Genomic DNA, 16,679 nt, shown 5'->3' on the forward strand with positions numbered 1-16,679 from the left:
CTACCCCTTTGTTGCGGGTGTGGTGCTGGTTCCCAACAACACACCGTAGATGACAAAACAGGCCGCCATGATCCGGCGCACCCAGATATTGAACACGGCGCCCAGCGCTGCCTTGCCCATCAAGGCACCCAGCGCCGTAAAGCCAGTGTAGCTGAGTGTGGTGATGACCAGCGCGGTAGGCATGATAACCCCCATCTGCTGCCAGATCGGAACCTCGGGCTGAACGAACTGCGAAAACGCGGCCAGGTATCCGGCGACGCTTTTGGGATTGATCGTGGCCACTGCCAGCGCGTGCAGATAGACATGTCGTGCCGGACGCTCGGAGGCTGGTGGAGGTTTTGTCGCATTCATCCAGCCGCGAATGCCCAACCAGATCAAAAACCCCGCACCAATCAGCTTGGCGACAAAGAACCCGGTCGGCGATGCGGCGATCAGCGCCGTCACGCCCAGCGCAGACAGGATCAGAAAGGCGCTGGCCTGCGTGAGAATAGCCAATACGCCCAGCATTGCCTTTGGAAACGGCAAACTCATCCCGTTCGAGATGCAATTAACCGCGTTCGGGCCCGGGGTGGTCACGAATACCACCCAGAACAACGCGAATATGGTCCAGGCCTCGAACGACATCAGTAAACCGGCGGGGCGATGACCCAGATGGCCACAGCGGGCTCATCATAAGGGTTGGCCCATTGATAGGGTTCATGTCGGATCCGAAAGCTGTCACCCGGCCCAACCGTGAACGCGCGCGACCCGATTGTCAGGTCCAGCCTGCCCGAGATCATGTATCCGACTTCCTGTGTCGGGCGATTGGCCGGTGTCTGCATCTGCGAGTTGGGTTTGAAGGTGGAATGTACCATTTCGAAATCATCGGTCAGATCCGGCGAGAGCAGCTCTTCGATCAACCCTTCCTCGCCCGACCCCATAGGTCTGCGCGAGCCGGCACGCACGACATATCCCTGCTCGTCCGCCGGTGCCGCCGAATGCGCAAACAACATCGACATGGGTACGCCAAGGCATTCGGCGATCTGCCTGAGGTCCGAAATCGAAGGCTCGGACATGTCACGTTCAACCTGGCTGAGCCAGCCCACAGACCTGTCCAACCGGATCGCGATATCACTCAGCGTCAATCCACGCGCCTTGCGCAGCGCGCGGATATCTGCGCCGAGTGTCGCACTTTGCGGGGCGTGGCTGTTCAAGGATGGCTCCAACGATCGTGAAAATTTCACCTCGTTTTTCACGATGACTCGATTCCGTGAAATTTCCAAGCATTTTTTCACGCAAGCCCGTATTCCGGGTGGCTATGCCCTGACGGTTCGGTCACTCAGCTGATATGGCAAACATAAATATCGGCGGTTTCTGAGGCGCGCTCCGGCCAAAGCGTAAAGCCTGTTTTTTGCAGAACGCGGGCTGAGGCCGGATTGTCGCGCCCAACCCCGGCGATGAGGCGTATGTCAGGCCCAGGCGCCAATGCGTCCCGCAGGCCTTGCAGCATCTCGGAGGCGTAACCATTCCCCCAGGCGGATTCTGCAATCAGATAGCCGATGTGAAGGCTTGGAATTGAATCGGCCTCTGAACTCATGGCCAACACGAATAGGCCAATAAGGTGGTTACCGTGGTTTTGGCGCGCAAGCAGAATATCGCTTTCAGCACGTCTGTCATCAATCCAGTTCGAAATACTCCGGCCCTGCAACTGCATCGACGGCGGCAGGTGTTTCAGGACCTCAGGGGTCAGAAGCGCTGCAAGATCATCTTCAAGCCGACCTCGCAATCGCGGATCGGCGAGTTCAACCTTCCAGTCGCTGACCGAAAGGCGCGGAGTTCGGAATTGGCCTGGGACCATGGTTAATCCAATACGGTTCGGACTTTCCGGTTTTATCAGGCTCCGAGTGAGATCGAAATGAGGAAATCGGCAGACACGCCCTGTACCACCGTAATTTCAATCAGACTTGCGCGAAGGTCTTTGACAGGATCGCGGACAGGTTATCCGCGTCTTCGGTTGAGAACGCGTCGGGTTGATTGCTGTCGATGTCGAAAACTGCAATCAATTCGCCCGCTGCGTTCCGGACCGGCAGAACCAGTTCGGATCGGGTGGAGGAGGCGCAGGCGATGTGACCCGGAAACGCATCCACATCCGGCACAAGCTGCACCTGCCCGGTGCGCGCTGCCGCCCCGCAGACGCCGCGCGCGAACGGGATGACCAGACAGCCGTGGCCACCCTGGTAGGGGCCGATTTTCAGCAAGCCCGGTTCTGTCACACGGTAAAACCCGGTCCAGTCGAAGCGGTCGTCAGAATAGTGGACCTCGCAAGCAACCGTGGCCATCAGAGCAATCTGATCGGTTTCGCCTTCGGTCAATGCTGCAATTGTACTGGCCAGCGAACTGTAATCGACGGTCATAGGTCCCGAACCCCTTGGAAAACTCGGGGGCGCTGCCCCCGAACCCCCGGAGTATTTCGAAAAAGATGAAGGGTCAAATGCGTTCGATCGCGATAGCTGTTCCTTCACCGCCGCCGATGCAGATTGAAGCAACCCCCCGCTTGAGATTTCGTTTCTCGAGCGCGTTCAACAAAGTGACCATGATACGGGCGCCAGATGCGCCGATAGGATGGCCCAAAGCACAGGCCCCGCCATTTACGTTTACCTTGTCGCGCGGCAATCCCAACTCGTGCATGAAAGCCATCGGCACAACTGCGAAGGCTTCGTTGACCTCCCACAGGTCGACATCATCCTTGTTCCAACCGATGCGGGACAGAAGCTTTTGCGCCGCCGGAACCGGCGCAGTCGTGAAAAGTCCGGGCGCTTGAGCATGGCTGGCATATCCCAGAATCCGCGCCCGAACTGTCAGCCCTCGCGCTTCTGCCGTTTCAGACGATGCCAGAACAAGCGCCGCCGCGCCGTCGGAAATTGACGAGGAATTGGCGGCCGTCACTGTCCCGTCCTTGCGGAAAGCCGGTTTCAACGTCGGAATTTTCTCGGGGCGGGCGGATTTGGGTTGCTCGTCGACAGTCTGTACAACCTCACCCTTTCGCGTGCGCACTGTGACGGGGACGATCTCGCCGTCGAAAGCACCGCTTTCTTGCGCGGACAGTGCGTTAGACAAGGATTTCAAGGCATATTCATCCTGCGCTTCGCGGGTGAACTGATACGCCTCGGCGCAGTCTTCGGCAAAGGTTCCCATCAGGCGGCCCTTGTCATAGGCGTCTTCCAGCCCGTCAAGGAACATGTGGTCGATCACCTGACCATGACCGATGCGCGCACCGCCCCGCATTTTCGGCAGCAGGTAGGGCGCGTTGGTCATGCTCTCCATCCCTCCGGCGACCATTGTGTCCGCATGACCCAATGCGATCTGGTCGAAGGCCATCATCGCCGCTTTCATCCCGGAACCACACATCTTGTTCAGCGTGGTGGCAGGAACCTCCTCGCCTAAACCCGCCGCGAAACCCGCCTGGCGCGCCGGTGCCTGCCCCTGACCTGCGGGCAGGACACATCCCATCAACACCTCGTCAACCGTCTGCGCCCCTGCCTGCTTTAACGCGGCACGAATCGCTGCGCCGCCAAGCTCGGATGCTGCGACACCGTCGAACATGCCTTGAAAACCACCCATTGGCGTTCTGGCAGCACCTGCAATAACAACATCTCTCATCCGGATAATCCTCCTGTCGTCCGGCCCTTGAATACCGAATGGTAAGAATTCGCGTCTAGCGTATTTCTACGACTCATTTTCAGATTGGAGGGCGGCCGGACCATGGGGCTGACCAGCACATCAGACGGTACGACACAGATTATCACGGTTCACTCTGACCGGATCGACGCTGCGATGGCAATTCAGTTCAAAGAAGACATGCGCGCAGAAACCGAGGCCTGCGCCGATCGGGTTGTTCTGGACCTGTCAGGCGTCGAGTTCATCGATTCAAGCGGACTGGGTGCAATCGTGGCCTCCATGAAACAACTGGGTCTGAACCGAAAACTCGATCTGGCAGGCCCGCAGCCCGTGGTGGAAAAGGTCTTTCGCCTGACGCGCATGGATACCGTCTTCAACTTGTTTGCAACACTGGATGACGCCCTGTCGGAACCAGACAGGTGACAACAGCAGGAGTGCGACAACGTGGAGCCCATTTGTAACGCGACCTGCTTGGAACTGAGCTTTCCCGCAACGGAAACAGAAGCCAGTGCGGGGATTGCGAAACTCAGCGCCGGATTGGCGAAACGAGGGTTGCCGCCGCACAAGGCGGACGACGTCAAGATCGCACTGGCAGAAGCAATCAACAACGTTGTGGAACATGCCTACATGGACGTGGCCCCGGCCGGGGTTCAGGTCACATGCCGGTTGGACAGAAACCGCCTGGATATTCTGATTTCGGACACGGGCCATCCATTGCCTGGCTACGAACCACCAGACGGAACACCAGCGCCACTGGGAACCCGCATTCGGGATTTGCCCGAAGGCGGGTTCGGCTGGTTCCTGATTCATCAACTCACCAGCGACATTTGCTATGAACGCCGCGACGGGTGCAATCGGCTTTCCTTGCGATTTAACTTTGAAGAAGATGGGTAACCCGCCGAAATTGGCCACAATAACGCCTTTTTCGAAACATTGTCGCGCCGCAAATCGCCGCCATACAGTGACTCGTAGCTCAGATAGCTTCCCTCGGCGCCAATTATCACAGCCCCCACCCAGTGAACGGCGCCGAGGATCTCCCCCCCTTGAAATGACTGGACAACCGGCAATCAGAGAATAGCTTTCCCTTGTTTGAAGGAGAAAGTACCCACCATGCGTGATCTGCACAAACCTGGCCGGTCGGAAGTTTTTGCGACGCGGGGGATGTGCGCAACGTCGCACCCGCTGGCCGCAAAGGTGGCAATCGATACTCTTGAGCGCGGCGGCAACGCCATGGACGCCGCGATAGCAGGTGCAGTTCTGCTTGGGATCTGCGAACCGCAGATGACAGGGTTAGGGGGTGATTGTTTCGTTTTGTTCAGCCGTGCGGGCGAAAACCGAATACACGCATTGAACGGTTCGGGTCGCGCACCGGCCGCCGCACAGGCGGAGCCCTTGCGGGACAAGGGCCTGTCATCTGTACCGTTGAACGGCCCGGACGCGGTGACTGTTCCCGGTGCCGTGGACGCCTTCTGTCACCTTGCAGAAACCGAAGGGCGTTTGGGGCTGGGTGCGATTCTGGAACCCGCAATTCACTATGCCGATGCTGGCGTTCCGGTGGCCCCTCGGGTTGCATTTGACTGGAAAACGGGGGCGGCCACATTACAGGGCGCTGCGCGTGATCATTATCTGATCAACGGACAGATACCCACAATCGGGCAGATTTTTTGCGCCCCCGGTCAGGCTGAGGTCCTGCGCAGGATCGCCAGCCAGGGACGCGACGCTTTTTATTCAGGAGACATTGCCGAGGATATGATCCAGGCCCTGTCCGCACTCGGAGGTGTCCATACCGCCGAGGACTTCCACCGCACCAGGTGCACTGAAACGCAGCCCATGCGCGGGGCCTACAAGGGTGTTGATCTGGTCGAACACCCCCCAAACGGCCAAGGCGCAACCGCGATCCTGTTACTGAACATTCTAAAACAGTTCGACTTGGCCAGTATGGATCCATTTGGAGCAGAACGAGTTCATATCGAGGCTGAAGCCACCAAGCTGGCTTATGACGCGCGGAACCGGTTCATTGCGGATCCCGATCATGTCGCACGGGCCGAGCGGTTTCTTGATATGGATGTTGCGGTCAGGCTGGCGGCACTGATTGACCCAAAATGCGCAATGCCCGCAGCAGCACCTTTGACGGAAGCCGTTCACAAGGACACGGTCTATATTACAGTGGTCGACCGCGATCTTATGGCTGTGTCGCTAATCTATTCGATCTTTCATGGCTTTGGATCAGGGATCGCGTCCGAGAAATACGGCATTCTGCTTCAGAACAGGGGGGCGGGGTTCACGCTTCAACCGGGTCACCCCAATGAACTGGCTGGCTGCAAGCGCCCGATGCACACGATCATACCGGGGATGTTGACCGAAAATGACCGTGTCACGATGCCATTCGGCGTCATGGGCGGTGCTTATCAACCGACCGGGCACGCGCGGTTCGTTTCGAACCTTAGGGACTTTGGGCTGGAGCTACAGGAAAGCATCAACGCGCCGCGAGCCTTTTTCGATGGAAATATCCTGAAACTGGAGCGGGGCTATTCTGAAGAAGTGGTGAAACAATTGTCTGAAATTGGCCACAATATTGAAATTCCAGAAACACCGCTCGGTGGAGCGCAAGCGATCCGAATCCGAAAAGACGGTGTTTTGGAAGGCGCCAGCGACCCGCGCAAGGATGGGTGCGCCCTTGGATACTGATCAGCGGCAGTACAATGCCGACCGGTTCGCCAAACCTAGTTCAGTTGGAAATGCAGAGGGTAAGCACCGTCTTCGAACGGGCCGAACATGTTGGAGATATCCGGGTGCTCGACCGGCTCTCCGGAATAGTCTGCAACCAGATTTTGTTCTGAAACATAAGCAACATAGAAGGATTGGTCGTTCTCTGCCAACAGGTGGTAGAACGGCTGTTCTTTCCGTGGACGGCTGTCTTCCGGAATGGCCTGATACCATTCTTCTGTGTTCGAAAACTCTGGGTCCACGTCAAAAATCACCCCTCGAAAAGGGTGTTTCTTGTGACGGACCACCTGGCCCAATCCGTATTTCGCGCGTGTCTTTAACATTGTTTCGGCCCCCACCGCATTTACTAACGGTTTTTGGCCCGAAATGCCAATCATTGATGTGAAATTCAGGGAAACAGTCTGTGAACCTAATATTGACAGTGTTCGAAATCGTGGCCCCGGTTTTTCTCTTGGCGGCCATTGGCTTTACGTGGGTCAAACTGGGGTTCGAATACCGGCTGCAATTCGTGACACGCTTTGCAACAACGCTGGCAATGCCCAGTCTAATCTTTGTTGCACTCATGCAAACCGACATTCCGGGCGGAGACTTGTCGCGTTTCACATCGGCGACCCTGGTCGCAAATCTTCTGCTGGCAGGGGTGTTCTGGTTGCTGGTTCGCGGATTGAAACTGGATCAGCGCACGTACCTGTCACCGCTGATATTCGGCAATACCGGCAACCTTGGCCTGCCGCTATGTATCTTTGCGTTCGGGCAGATTGGCTTGGGTTACGCAGTCATCTTTCTGTCTGTAACTGCGCTGTTTTCTTTCACCTATGGGATCTATCTGGTCGCCGGAAAAGGCGCATGGGGACAGGTCTTACGCCAGCCGATGGCCTGGGCGTCCATTCTGGGTGCGATGTTTTTGTGGCAAGGGTGGCAAACTCCGACATTTCTGACCAACACGTTAGAGCTTTTGGGGCAAATGGCTGTTCCGCTGATGTTGGTCACGGTCGGTGTGGCAATCGCCCGCCTGACCTCGCGCAGTCTGGGGCAAGCGCTCTGGTTGTCAGTCCTGAAACTTATCGTCTGCTTTGCGTTGGGCTGGGGGATTGGGGTGTTATTTGATCTCGACACAGTCGCCTTTGGCGTTCTGGTATTGCAGATTTGTACACCAGTCGCTGTGACCTCATATTTGTTGGCAGAGCGATTTGAAGCCGATTCCGATGCCGTTGCCGGCATGGTCATGGTGTCCACTGTGCTGTCCGTGGCGGCGTTACCCGTAATTCTTGCCATTGTTTTATAGCGATTGTGATTTCCTCAGAGCTCAATCTGCGCTAGAATAAACAAAAAAGGCATGAGGCACATGAGCAGAATTCTTATCGTACTCTTCGGGGTGCTGCTTTTGGCATCCTGTGGCGGCGGGTCAAAACAACCGCCCAGCAAACTGAACGACGCGTGCAGCATTGCTCGCGAACGACCCGATTTTATCAAGGCTTTCAAAAGCACCGAGCAGAAATGGGGTGTTCCGGTTCACGTTCAGATGGCCACGATTTATCAGGAAAGCCGGTATCGCCACGATGCGCGCACCCCGCACCGTTACGTGCTGGGCGTGATCCCGATGGGGCGGCAAAGCAGCGCCTATGGGTTCAGCCAGGCACTGGACGGCACATGGGATCAATATCAGCGCGAAACCGGCAAGCGCCGGGCCAAGCGGGATCGCATCCGCGATGCCTCGGACTTCATCGGCTGGTATATGAACAAAAGCTATGAGCGCAACGGCATCCACCCCGGCGACACACGCAATCAATACCTGGCCTATCACGAAGGTCACACGGGGTACGCTCGCGGCACCCACAACAGCAAGTCGTGGTTGTTGAGCGTGGCCAATGACGTGGACGCGCGCGCGCAACTGTATCAGGCACAGTTGGCGAACTGCCGGTATTGACCAGCAAAAAGCGGGTCAGCGATTGACTGACCCGCGTCTTTCCTTGTTCGAGAAAAGACCCTGATCAAGACCATTGCTTTCGGTCAACGCACCCAAAAGAACGGTGGTCTGGCTGCCGGCGTTGTCATGGATCACCCATTTGCGCAGCTCAACCGGATTATCGGTGAACATCAGTTCAATCCGGCCTGCTTCAGGGTTCTTGGGGTCTTGCGCGGTGACCACTGTGGCCGTGCCGTCAAAGCTGTGGCCGACAACCATATTGGCCTGATCAAGATTCACGTTGCGTGCCAGCACAATGGATAGAGGCGTGCGCTTCAGCGGGTATTGCTCGGGTGGCTGGTTCGATTTCGGATCGAAGATCTGAACACTGCCTGATCGCGCCAGCACCACAGCGCTGTTGGGCGGGTCATATTCGAACCGCATCTTGCCCGGGCGCTGCATCCACAGCTGTCCGGTGCTCAACGAGCCATCATCGTTCACCTGCGTGAACGTTGTCTGAACCGTTTTCAATCCGTTCAGGTAATTGGAGATCTGCGAAAGCGGCAGTTTTTCCGCCGCCCATGCGGCGGGTGCGGCCAGTGTCAAAGCAAGGGCAAAAGCAATCTGTTTCATGCTGTACAGATAGGCTGTCTGCCCTTGTTATTAAATATCCTATTGCTCGGGAACGAGGATTTCGCGTTTCCCGACATGATTTGCTGACGAAACAACACCTTCGTCTTCCATTTGCTCAACAAGACGCGCCGCCTTGTTGTACCCGATGGCGAGTTTTCGCTGAATATAAGAGGTCGAGCATTTGCGATCCTTGATCACAATTGCCACCGCCTGATCGTACAGCGCGTCCTCTCCGTTCGTGTTGCCGCCAGTATTCAGCCCCAGAACGGCGTCAATGTTGTCGACCTTGTCCTCGGCCGGGCCATCCAGAACGCTGCCCACGTAATCGGGCGGACCGTATTGTTTGAGGTGGTTGACGATCTCCTCTACCTCTTCATCCGACACAAACGGTCCGTGGCAACGGGTGATTTTGGCGCCACCGGCCATGTAAAGCATGTCGCCCTGCCCCAGCAGTTGTTCGGCGCCCATCTCGCCCAGAATGGTGCGGCTGTCGACTTTCGACGTCACTTGGAACGAAATCCGCGTAGGGAAGTTGGCCTTGATTGTGCCGGTAATCACGTCAACCGAGGGGCGCTGTGTGGCCATGATCAGGTGAATGCCCGAGGCCCGTGCCATTTGCGCCAGACGCTGGATACAGGCTTCGATTTCCTTGCCCGCGACCATCATCAGATCGGCCATCTCATCGACGATGACGACGATATAGGGCATCGCTTCGGGCGCGAATTGTTCCGTCTCGAACGTTGGTTCACCGGTTTCATCGTCAAACCCGGTCTGCACCGTGCGGCTGAACATCTCGCCTTTGGCCAGCGCATCCTTCACACGGCCATTGTAGCCCGCGATGTTGCGGACGCCCATCTTGGACATCTTGCGATAGCGGTCTTCCATTTCGCCCACGACCCATTTCAGGGCGACAACCGCCTTCTTTGGATCGGTCACAACGGGTGACAGCAGATGCGGGATGCCATCGTAAACGGACAGTTCCAACATCTTCGGGTCGATCATGATCAGACGGCATTCATCCGGCGTCAGCTTGTAAAGCAGCGACAGGATCATCGTGTTGATCGCCACCGACTTACCCGAACCCGTAGTCCCGGCGATAAGCAGGTGAGGCATCTTGGCCAAGTTCGCCACAACGGATTCACCGCCGATATCCTTGCCCAGCGCCAGCGGCAGCGCCTGATTGCCATCGCCGAAATCGCGGCTGGCCAGGATTTCCCGCAGCACGACCATCTCGCGGTTTTCGTTGGGCAATTCGATACCGATCACCGAACGCCCCGGCAGGGTCGAAACCCGCGCCGACAGCGCCGACATCGAGCGGGCAATATCGTCTGCCAAACCGATCACACGGCTCGCCTTGAGGCCCGGAGCGGGCTCCAGCTCGTACATGGTCACGACCGGGCCGGGGCGTACGCTGACGATTTCACCCTTGACGCCGTAATCGTCCAGAACGTTTTCCAGCATCCGTGCATTTTCTTCCAAGGCCTCATCGCTCAGGTGATGGCGTTGGATACTGGCGGGGTTGGACAACAAGCCCAGAGGCGGCAGTTCGAAGTCAGAGTGCCGTTCCTCGAAGGACAATGCCGGTTGCGCTTCGGCCTGCGCACGACGAGACGGCAACGGTGTCCGACGCACGGGCTGCGCCACCACAGGCTTGCGCGGTTCAGCTACCGGGATTTTCATCGCGGGGCGCTGCTGCGGCGCGGCGTCAGTGACATCCTCGAAAACCGACTCATCATCGATATCCAATTCGGATGCGTATTCGTATTGTTCTGTCCCGGCCTCATAACCGAACACAGCGGGTTCTTGCGCCTCTGGTGTGTCACCAGCGGACACCTGCGGCTCGGGGCGCAGACCATACGCCGTCATCGGCGGTTCGGGTGGCAGTTCGGACGAGGTATGCTGGTTCAGGATCAGCGGATCGGGACCGCGTCCACGACCCTTGGTCAACGGTAGGTTGGGATCCGGCTCGGGTGTCATTTCGCCTACGGCTACCTTGCGATTTCGCACGGCGGCCGAGATTTTGGAGCGGATGCGATCTTCGCCGGGCATGTCGTCAAAGCCCGCGATCGGTTCAGGATCCACCAACTCAGGCTCGGGCATTGGATCGGGGCGCCGGATAAGTGACGGCATTCGCGCCAACAGGCCTGATTTGACCGGAGGTTCAGGACGTCCCAATTCAGGTTCTTCAAAAACAGGATCGGCATAGACCAGTTCGTCGTCAAACATCGCCTCAGCCGCTTCAGCGCGGGCAAGCTTGCGTTCTTCCCACTGCGCCCGGCGATCCCGCGCGGCTTGCGCGGCCGAGGCCGCACCACGCCCCATCAGCGTCATCAGCATGTCATAAGACATAACAAGACCCAGTAGGAAGGCGCGGAAGCCGCGTTTCACGTCGGCCTTGGTGAAGCCCAGCACAAAAACACCCAGCGTGGTCATCCCGACGGCCATGGCCAGCGACATCAGCTTGACCAGAAAATGCGAGGAGATCGGCAACAGCGTCAGCAACGCGCCCATGACCGTGTCGCCGAACAAACCGCCCAAACCGTAGCTATGCGTTGCACGCCACTCGGCACCGGGAACAAGGGTAGCGGCATAGACCGAGGCTACAGCGATCCAGATCGGGGCAAAGATCAGGCGGGCAATGGCCCGGTCTTCACCGAAATGGCCAGCAAAACGCAGACCCCATCCAACCAGAACAAGCGCGATGCCCCAGCTTCCCCAGCCCACGATCATGAACAAGGGGGCTGCAATAGACGCGCCGACCCGTCCCATCCAGTTCTGCACCGGCGCGTCGGTCGAAACCATCCAATTAGGATCATCGGGCGTATAGGACCATATCATCGCAGCCGCGGCCAAGCCCAACAGGATCAGCGCAATACCGATCAGTTCCTTACTGCGTCGCTCCAGGGCTGCCTGTGTTGTGCTGTCCAGCAATGGGTCGCGGTTTCGCGCGTTATATGATGCCATTTTGCCCTCGTACCTCACGTATAGATGCAGTCGCGGAGTGTGATCAAACCACGCTGCAACTCTGTTTTTGGGGCTACCAATGCAACCCGGATAAAGCCTTCGCCCGGGTTATTTCCCGGATCACCTTGTGAAAGATATGCGCCCGGAAGAACCCGAACCCCGGTTTCCTTCCAAACCTTCAATGCCGCGTCCTCGCCATTCTCGACCGGCAACCACAGAAAGAACCCGGCCTCGGGCGACATGTAGCCCTGCACGCCCGCAAACACCTTATCCGCTATGGCGTATTTCTCCTGATAGAGCGCGCGGTTTTGCTCGACATGTGTCTCATCCGCCCAGACACGGGCCGCAGCAGCCTGCAAGGGCAAAGGCAGTGGGGATCCGGCATAGGTGCGCAGCTTTTTCACCTGGCTGATGGACTTTGGTCCACCGGCAATCAGGCCCGAGCGCAAACCAGCCAGGTTCGAGCGTTTTGACAGGGAGTTAAACAGCGTGATCCGTTCGGGATCAGCCCCTAGTTCCTGCGCGACAGTCAGAACCCCCGTCGGGGCTTGTTCACGGTAAATCTCGGAATAGCATTCGTCGGCGAAGATGCGGAAATCATAAGCCTCGGCCAGACGGATCAGGTCAGCCCAGTAGTCGCGCGATGCAACCGCGCCCTGCGGGTTGGCCGGGGAACAGATATAAGCCGCCGCTGTTTGGTTCAGCACATCTTTGGACAGGCCGGAATAATCCGGCAGATGACCAGTCGCGGCAGTTGCAGGGACAAAATAAGGTTGCGCACCCACCGAAATCGACGCGACCATGTAGACCTGATAAAACGGGTTCGGGCACAGGATGATCGGTTGTTTGCCATTCTTCTGTTCCGGGCACAGCGCCATGGCCGCATTATACAGCCCCTCACGTGTGCCGTTCAGCGCCATGACGTTGACGTCAGGGTCCATTTCGACCCCGTAGCGCCGCTTAATCCAGCCCGTGATTGCGCCGCGCAGGTCTTCCGAGCCTTCGTTCGGCGGATAGCCCTGAAACCCGGCAGCATTTTCCATGATGACATCCGTCACCCAAGCCGGAAAATCATGCGTCGGCGCGCCAATCGTCATATGAACGACGTCACCGCCCGGTTGATGGTGATCCAACAGGGCGCGCAAACGCGGGAATGCATATTCCGGTAGGTTCGAAAACCGCTCGGGAAAATCCATGTTACTGCCTCAATATCGGGGTCGTTTGCGCCCCGTTTTTTTGGCAGATTACAGTCCGCATACCTCTTCGTCCAGACAAAGAGGTTCCGAATCAGTGGATTGTGGCATTCAGGCCAATGCCGATTCCGCCGCTGACCCCAACCGCAACAGGGCCTCTTCCGAGTTCGGATACCCCATCATCATCAGCCCGCAACTGGGCGTTCCGGTGGGCAGGGTCAGCGCTGCAAGCCCCATCAGGTTGCCGATCCGCGTATTGCGAAGGGCCAGCAGGTTTTCTGTCACGTAATAGTCGTGATCGGTCATCAACCGGTCCAGATTGGGCGGCAAAATCGGTGCTGTAGGTGCCAGAACCGCATCGAACCCGGCAGTTGCCGCATCCCAGGCACTGCGGCACGCCTTGAGCTTGGCCCAGGCCGCGACATAATCGGTGCCGGAATAGCCCTTACCAATGCGAAACCGTTCCAGGATTTCGGGATACATTGCCCCTGGGTTGGCCTCGATCACATCGCGCCACAACCCATAGGCCTCGGTCGTGTAGACGACGCTGGACAGTGGCATCGCCTCGTTCAGCTCGGGCACGTCCAAGGGAACAATCTCAGCGCCTGCATCTGCAAGTTTCTCGATGGCCTCGTCATAAGCTTTTCGCGGTGCATCGCGCAGGTCGTCCTTGGCAATGTTCTGCAAATCGGCAAAGCGACGGCCTTTCAGCGAAGCACCCCTCAGGTCCGCAGGTGCCCCGCCTTCCAACAAGGCCAGCATATGTGCTGCATCTTCAACAGATCGCGCCAGTGGCCCAACAGTGTCAAACCGCAGACAGAGCGGCACCACACCTTCAAGGCTCAGCCGCCCGGCCGTGGTTTTCAACCCCACCAGATCATTCCATGCCGCTGGAATTCGCACCGAACCGCCGGTATCGGAACCGATCCCGCAGGCCGCCAGCCCCCAGGCAACCGACGCGCCCGCGCCGGATGAAGACCCACCCGGCACCGCCGTTTCATCATGGATACAAGGGGGCGTTTCGGTGATCGGGTTCAATCCAAGGCCGGAAAAGGCCAGCTCGCTCATATGCGTCTTACCCAGACAGACCGTTCCCATCTGCGTTGCGTTGCGCACCACAAGCGCATCCGCATCCGGCACACGGTCTTTCAGAAGCGCCGATCCGGCCTCGGTCGCGGTACCAGCGGTGTCGAACAGGTCTTTCCAGCTGATCGGAACCCCATCCAGCAACGATCGCCGCAATCCCATTTTCGCGCGTTGCTGCGCGGCTTCAGCCTCGGCGCGGGCGCGGTCATGGGTGACGCGGGCATAGATGCGGTCGCGGTGCGGATGGGCGTCTATTGCGGACAGGTAGGTTTCGGTCAATTCAACCGGATCGATCTGACCCATCCCAATGCCACGGCCCAAGTCACACGCCGTCATGGTCAACCAATCCTGCATCCCGCCCCCTCCTGCTTTTTGGCTTGAAAGAACGGTAGCGACAGGACTGCACATGGACAATCCCGAAAGGGCGCGCATAGTGCAGGGCATGACACAGGCATCTGACATTCTGATCGTGGGCGGCGGGTTGAACGGCCCGGCTTTGGCATTGGCTCTGGCACAAACCGGACATTCGGTCACAGTGATTGATGCGCTGGAAGAGAAGATCCGCAAGAATGCGGCGTTCGACGGGCGAGCCTATGCGCTGGCCTTGGCGTCACAGCGCTTGCTGGCTGCCATCGGTGTTTGGGACCGCGTTGCGGAACACGCCCAACCGATGCTGGAGATCAAGGTCACAGACGGCCACGCCGGTACAGGCCCGTCACCGTTTTTCATGCATTTCGACCATGCCGAAATAGAAGAAGGCCCGATGGGGTATATGGTCGAAGACCGTCACCTGCGCCGCGCCTTTCTGGATGCAATGGCCGATGATCCCCGCATCACTCAGCTGAGTGGCAAGACTGTTGTGTCGCAAAAGGCCGACACTACCGGAGTGACCGTAACGCTGGACGATGGTTCGACGGTGAACAGCAGCCTGCTGGTCGGGTGTGACGGTCGCCGCAGCGGCACCGCGCACCGCGCAGGTATCAAGCGCACCGGTTGGGATTATGGCCAGACCGCACTTGTCTGCGCCATTGAACATGAATTGCCGCATCACGGCATTGCCCATCAGTTCTTCATGCCGCCGGGTCCCTTGGCGATTCTGCCGCTGACCGGCAATCGCAGTTCCATCGTATGGAGCGAACGCACCGAGGCCGCGCAGCAGATCAACGCCCTGCCCGAGGACGCCTATCTGCAAGTGCTACGCCCGCGGTTCGGGGCTTTCCTCGGTGACATCCATCTGGCCGGAGATCGTTTCACCTATCCTTTGAACCTGACCATCGCCAATTCCTTTATCGCTGATCGTCTGGCACTGGTCGGGGATGCCGCCCACGGGATGCACCCGATTGCCGGTCAGGGTTTGAACGCCGGTTTGCGTGATGTCGGTGCGTTGGCAGAGGTTCTGACCTTGGCAGGACGGCGCGGCGAAGACATCGGGTCGCTTTTGGTTTTGGAACGCTATCAGGAATGGCGCAGGTTCGACACCGCTGCTCTTGCGATGGCAACGGATGTCTTCAACAAGCTGTTCTCGAACGACAACCCGTTGCTGCGCATTGGGCGAGACGTTGGTATGGGAATTGTCGGCGCACTGCCGGGGCTGCGGCGCGGTTTCGTGCGCGAAGCCGCCGGTTTGACCGGAGATTTGCCCAAGCTGCTGCAAGGGCAACCAATTTAGTCCAGCTGCCGTGCCTCGTCGACCAACATGACCGGAATGCCGTTGCGGATGGGAAAAGCCAGACCAGCGGCCTGTGACACAATCTCCTGCCTTTCGGCGTCATAGCGCAGGGTCGTTTGCGTCTGCGGGCAGACCAGAGCTTCGAGCATACGGCGATCAAAGGCGTGTTCAGGGTCAGTCATTGCAGTTTTTCCTCATTCGATCCGCCTCGCATTGCGAATTCTATCAATGTCATCAGCGTCTCGCGCCGTGTGCGCAGGCAAGGGGCCTCTAACAAGGCCTGTTTATCTTCCGGATCGAAGTCCAACAACATGGACAGCGAGTTCACCAGCAATTCATCCTCGGCATCTTTCAGCGAATCCCAATCGGTGGACAATTGCCGGGACGAAAAGAAGCGTTCCAGCAAAGCCAGGAACTTGGTGCGGTTGAATCTGTCGTCGTTTTCGGCCGTGCCCAGATCCCTGTCAAAGCCGTCCCACGAGACTTCGCATCGCCGGTATGGCGTGAAAGCGTCCAACTCTGACACCACGCGGAACCGGGACACACCGGTCAGCGTGATCAGATAACGACCATCTTCCGTTTCGGAAAACTGGGTCACACGCCCGACGCATCCGATGCGGTGCAGTTTGTTCTCATCATGGGCCGAAGGATTTGGCTGGACCATCGCAATCAGCCGTTCCTTGGTCTTGAGCGCATCGTCCAGCATCTGCAAATAGCGCGGCTCGAAGATGTGAAGCGGCAAGCGCGAGCGGGGCAACAACAGCGCCCCGGGCAAGGGGAAAACGGATACGGTGTCCGGCAGATCAGCGGGATGCATCATGTCCCAATTCTAGCTCTGATCAGC

At 58.1% G+C, this 16,679-nt stretch carries 18 protein-coding genes; 6 read left to right on the plus strand and 12 right to left on the minus strand.

Going from position 1 to position 16,679, the window contains the following annotated elements; all coding sequences use genetic code 11:
- From I9182_RS11500 to I9182_RS11520, 5 genes are all read right to left on the minus strand, one after another.
- Complete coding sequence (locus I9182_RS11500) at positions 1–624, minus strand: LysE family transporter (RefSeq protein WP_209598333.1); 624 nt, start codon at positions 622–624, stop codon at positions 1–3.
- A complete protein-coding gene (locus I9182_RS11505; RefSeq protein ID WP_209598529.1) occupies positions 624–1,193 on the minus strand; it encodes an XRE family transcriptional regulator in 570 nt (189 codons plus the stop codon). Before I9182_RS11505 ends, I9182_RS11500 begins: the two co-directional genes overlap by 1 nt.
- 125 nt (positions 1,194–1,318) lie before the next feature.
- On the minus strand, positions 1,319–1,837 hold the full coding sequence (locus I9182_RS11510; RefSeq protein WP_209598334.1) for a GNAT family N-acetyltransferase: 519 nt from the start codon (positions 1,835–1,837) through the stop codon (positions 1,319–1,321).
- A 100-nt stretch (positions 1,838–1,937) separates the two neighbouring features.
- A complete protein-coding gene (locus I9182_RS11515; protein WP_209504961.1) occupies positions 1,938–2,393 on the minus strand; it encodes a GAF domain-containing protein in 456 nt (151 codons plus the stop codon).
- A 73-nt stretch (positions 2,394–2,466) separates the two neighbouring features.
- Entirely contained in the window at positions 2,467–3,639 is a 1,173-nt protein-coding gene (locus I9182_RS11520; RefSeq protein ID WP_209504962.1) for an acetyl-CoA C-acyltransferase, read from the minus strand.
- A gap of 102 nt (positions 3,640–3,741) precedes the next feature.
- Between I9182_RS11520 and I9182_RS11525 the strand changes: the two genes are divergently transcribed.
- The 3 genes from I9182_RS11525 to I9182_RS11535 all read left to right on the plus strand — a co-directional run bounded on the left by I9182_RS11525 (position 3,742) and on the right by I9182_RS11535 (position 6,345).
- Entirely contained in the window at positions 3,742–4,080 is a 339-nt protein-coding gene (locus I9182_RS11525; protein ID WP_209504963.1) for an STAS domain-containing protein, read from the plus strand.
- Between the two features lie 48 nt (positions 4,081–4,128).
- Positions 4,129–4,551, plus strand: coding sequence for an ATP-binding protein (locus I9182_RS11530; RefSeq protein WP_245222614.1), 423 nt, complete (start codon positions 4,129–4,131; stop codon positions 4,549–4,551).
- Between the two features lie 216 nt (positions 4,552–4,767).
- On the plus strand, positions 4,768–6,345 hold the full coding sequence (locus I9182_RS11535; protein ID WP_209598530.1) for a gamma-glutamyltransferase family protein: 1,578 nt from the start codon (positions 4,768–4,770) through the stop codon (positions 6,343–6,345).
- A 35-nt stretch (positions 6,346–6,380) separates the two neighbouring features.
- On the opposite strand, the gene hspQ is transcribed toward I9182_RS11535, so the two are convergent.
- Positions 6,381–6,707: a heat shock protein HspQ gene (gene hspQ / locus I9182_RS11540; protein ID WP_209598336.1), complete on the minus strand. Its 327-nt coding sequence runs from the start codon at positions 6,705–6,707 to the stop codon at positions 6,381–6,383.
- An 80-nt stretch (positions 6,708–6,787) separates the two neighbouring features.
- On the opposite strand from hspQ, the gene I9182_RS11545 reads away from it, so the two are divergent.
- Positions 6,788–7,669 (plus strand): AEC family transporter, encoded by an 882-nt coding sequence (locus tag I9182_RS11545; RefSeq protein ID WP_209598337.1) that lies wholly within the window; start codon positions 6,788–6,790, stop codon positions 7,667–7,669.
- A 60-nt stretch (positions 7,670–7,729) separates the two neighbouring features.
- Positions 7,730–8,311: a lytic transglycosylase gene (locus tag I9182_RS11550; RefSeq protein ID WP_209598338.1), complete on the plus strand. Its 582-nt coding sequence runs from the start codon at positions 7,730–7,732 to the stop codon at positions 8,309–8,311.
- A 15-nt stretch (positions 8,312–8,326) separates the two neighbouring features.
- On the opposite strand, the gene I9182_RS11555 is transcribed toward I9182_RS11550, so the two are convergent.
- The 4 genes from I9182_RS11555 to I9182_RS11570 form a co-directional block, all read right to left on the minus strand.
- A complete protein-coding gene (locus I9182_RS11555) occupies positions 8,327–8,923 on the minus strand; it encodes an outer membrane lipoprotein carrier protein LolA (protein ID WP_209504969.1) in 597 nt (198 codons plus the stop codon).
- Between the two features lie 39 nt (positions 8,924–8,962).
- Entirely contained in the window at positions 8,963–11,887 is a 2,925-nt protein-coding gene (locus I9182_RS11560) for a DNA translocase FtsK (protein WP_209598339.1), read from the minus strand.
- Between the two features lie 14 nt (positions 11,888–11,901).
- Entirely contained in the window at positions 11,902–13,083 is a 1,182-nt protein-coding gene (locus I9182_RS11565) for an aminotransferase class I/II-fold pyridoxal phosphate-dependent enzyme (RefSeq protein ID WP_209598340.1), read from the minus strand.
- Between the two features lie 108 nt (positions 13,084–13,191).
- Positions 13,192–14,520, minus strand: coding sequence for an amidase family protein (locus I9182_RS11570; RefSeq protein ID WP_209598341.1), 1,329 nt, complete (start codon positions 14,518–14,520; stop codon positions 13,192–13,194).
- 88 nt (positions 14,521–14,608) lie between these two features.
- Between I9182_RS11570 and I9182_RS11575 the strand changes: the two genes are divergently transcribed.
- Complete coding sequence (locus tag I9182_RS11575; protein ID WP_209598342.1) at positions 14,609–15,835, plus strand: FAD-dependent monooxygenase; 1,227 nt, start codon at positions 14,609–14,611, stop codon at positions 15,833–15,835.
- On the opposite strand, the gene I9182_RS11580 is transcribed toward I9182_RS11575, so the two are convergent.
- Together I9182_RS11580 and I9182_RS11585 are read right to left on the minus strand one after the other, a co-directional pair.
- Positions 15,832–16,017: a Trm112 family protein gene (locus tag I9182_RS11580; RefSeq protein ID WP_209598343.1), complete on the minus strand. Its 186-nt coding sequence runs from the start codon at positions 16,015–16,017 to the stop codon at positions 15,832–15,834. The genes I9182_RS11575 and I9182_RS11580 overlap by 4 nt on opposite strands.
- Positions 16,014–16,655, minus strand: a complete 642-nt coding sequence (locus tag I9182_RS11585; RefSeq protein ID WP_209598344.1) for an LON peptidase substrate-binding domain-containing protein — start codon at positions 16,653–16,655, stop codon at positions 16,014–16,016. Before I9182_RS11585 ends, I9182_RS11580 begins: the two co-directional genes overlap by 4 nt.
- Positions 16,656–16,679: the final 24 nt, after the last annotated feature.

The sequence above is a fragment of the Ruegeria sp. HKCCSP351 genome, assembly GCF_017872535.1.
Taxonomy (GTDB): Bacteria; Pseudomonadota; Alphaproteobacteria; order Rhodobacterales; family Rhodobacteraceae; genus Ruegeria.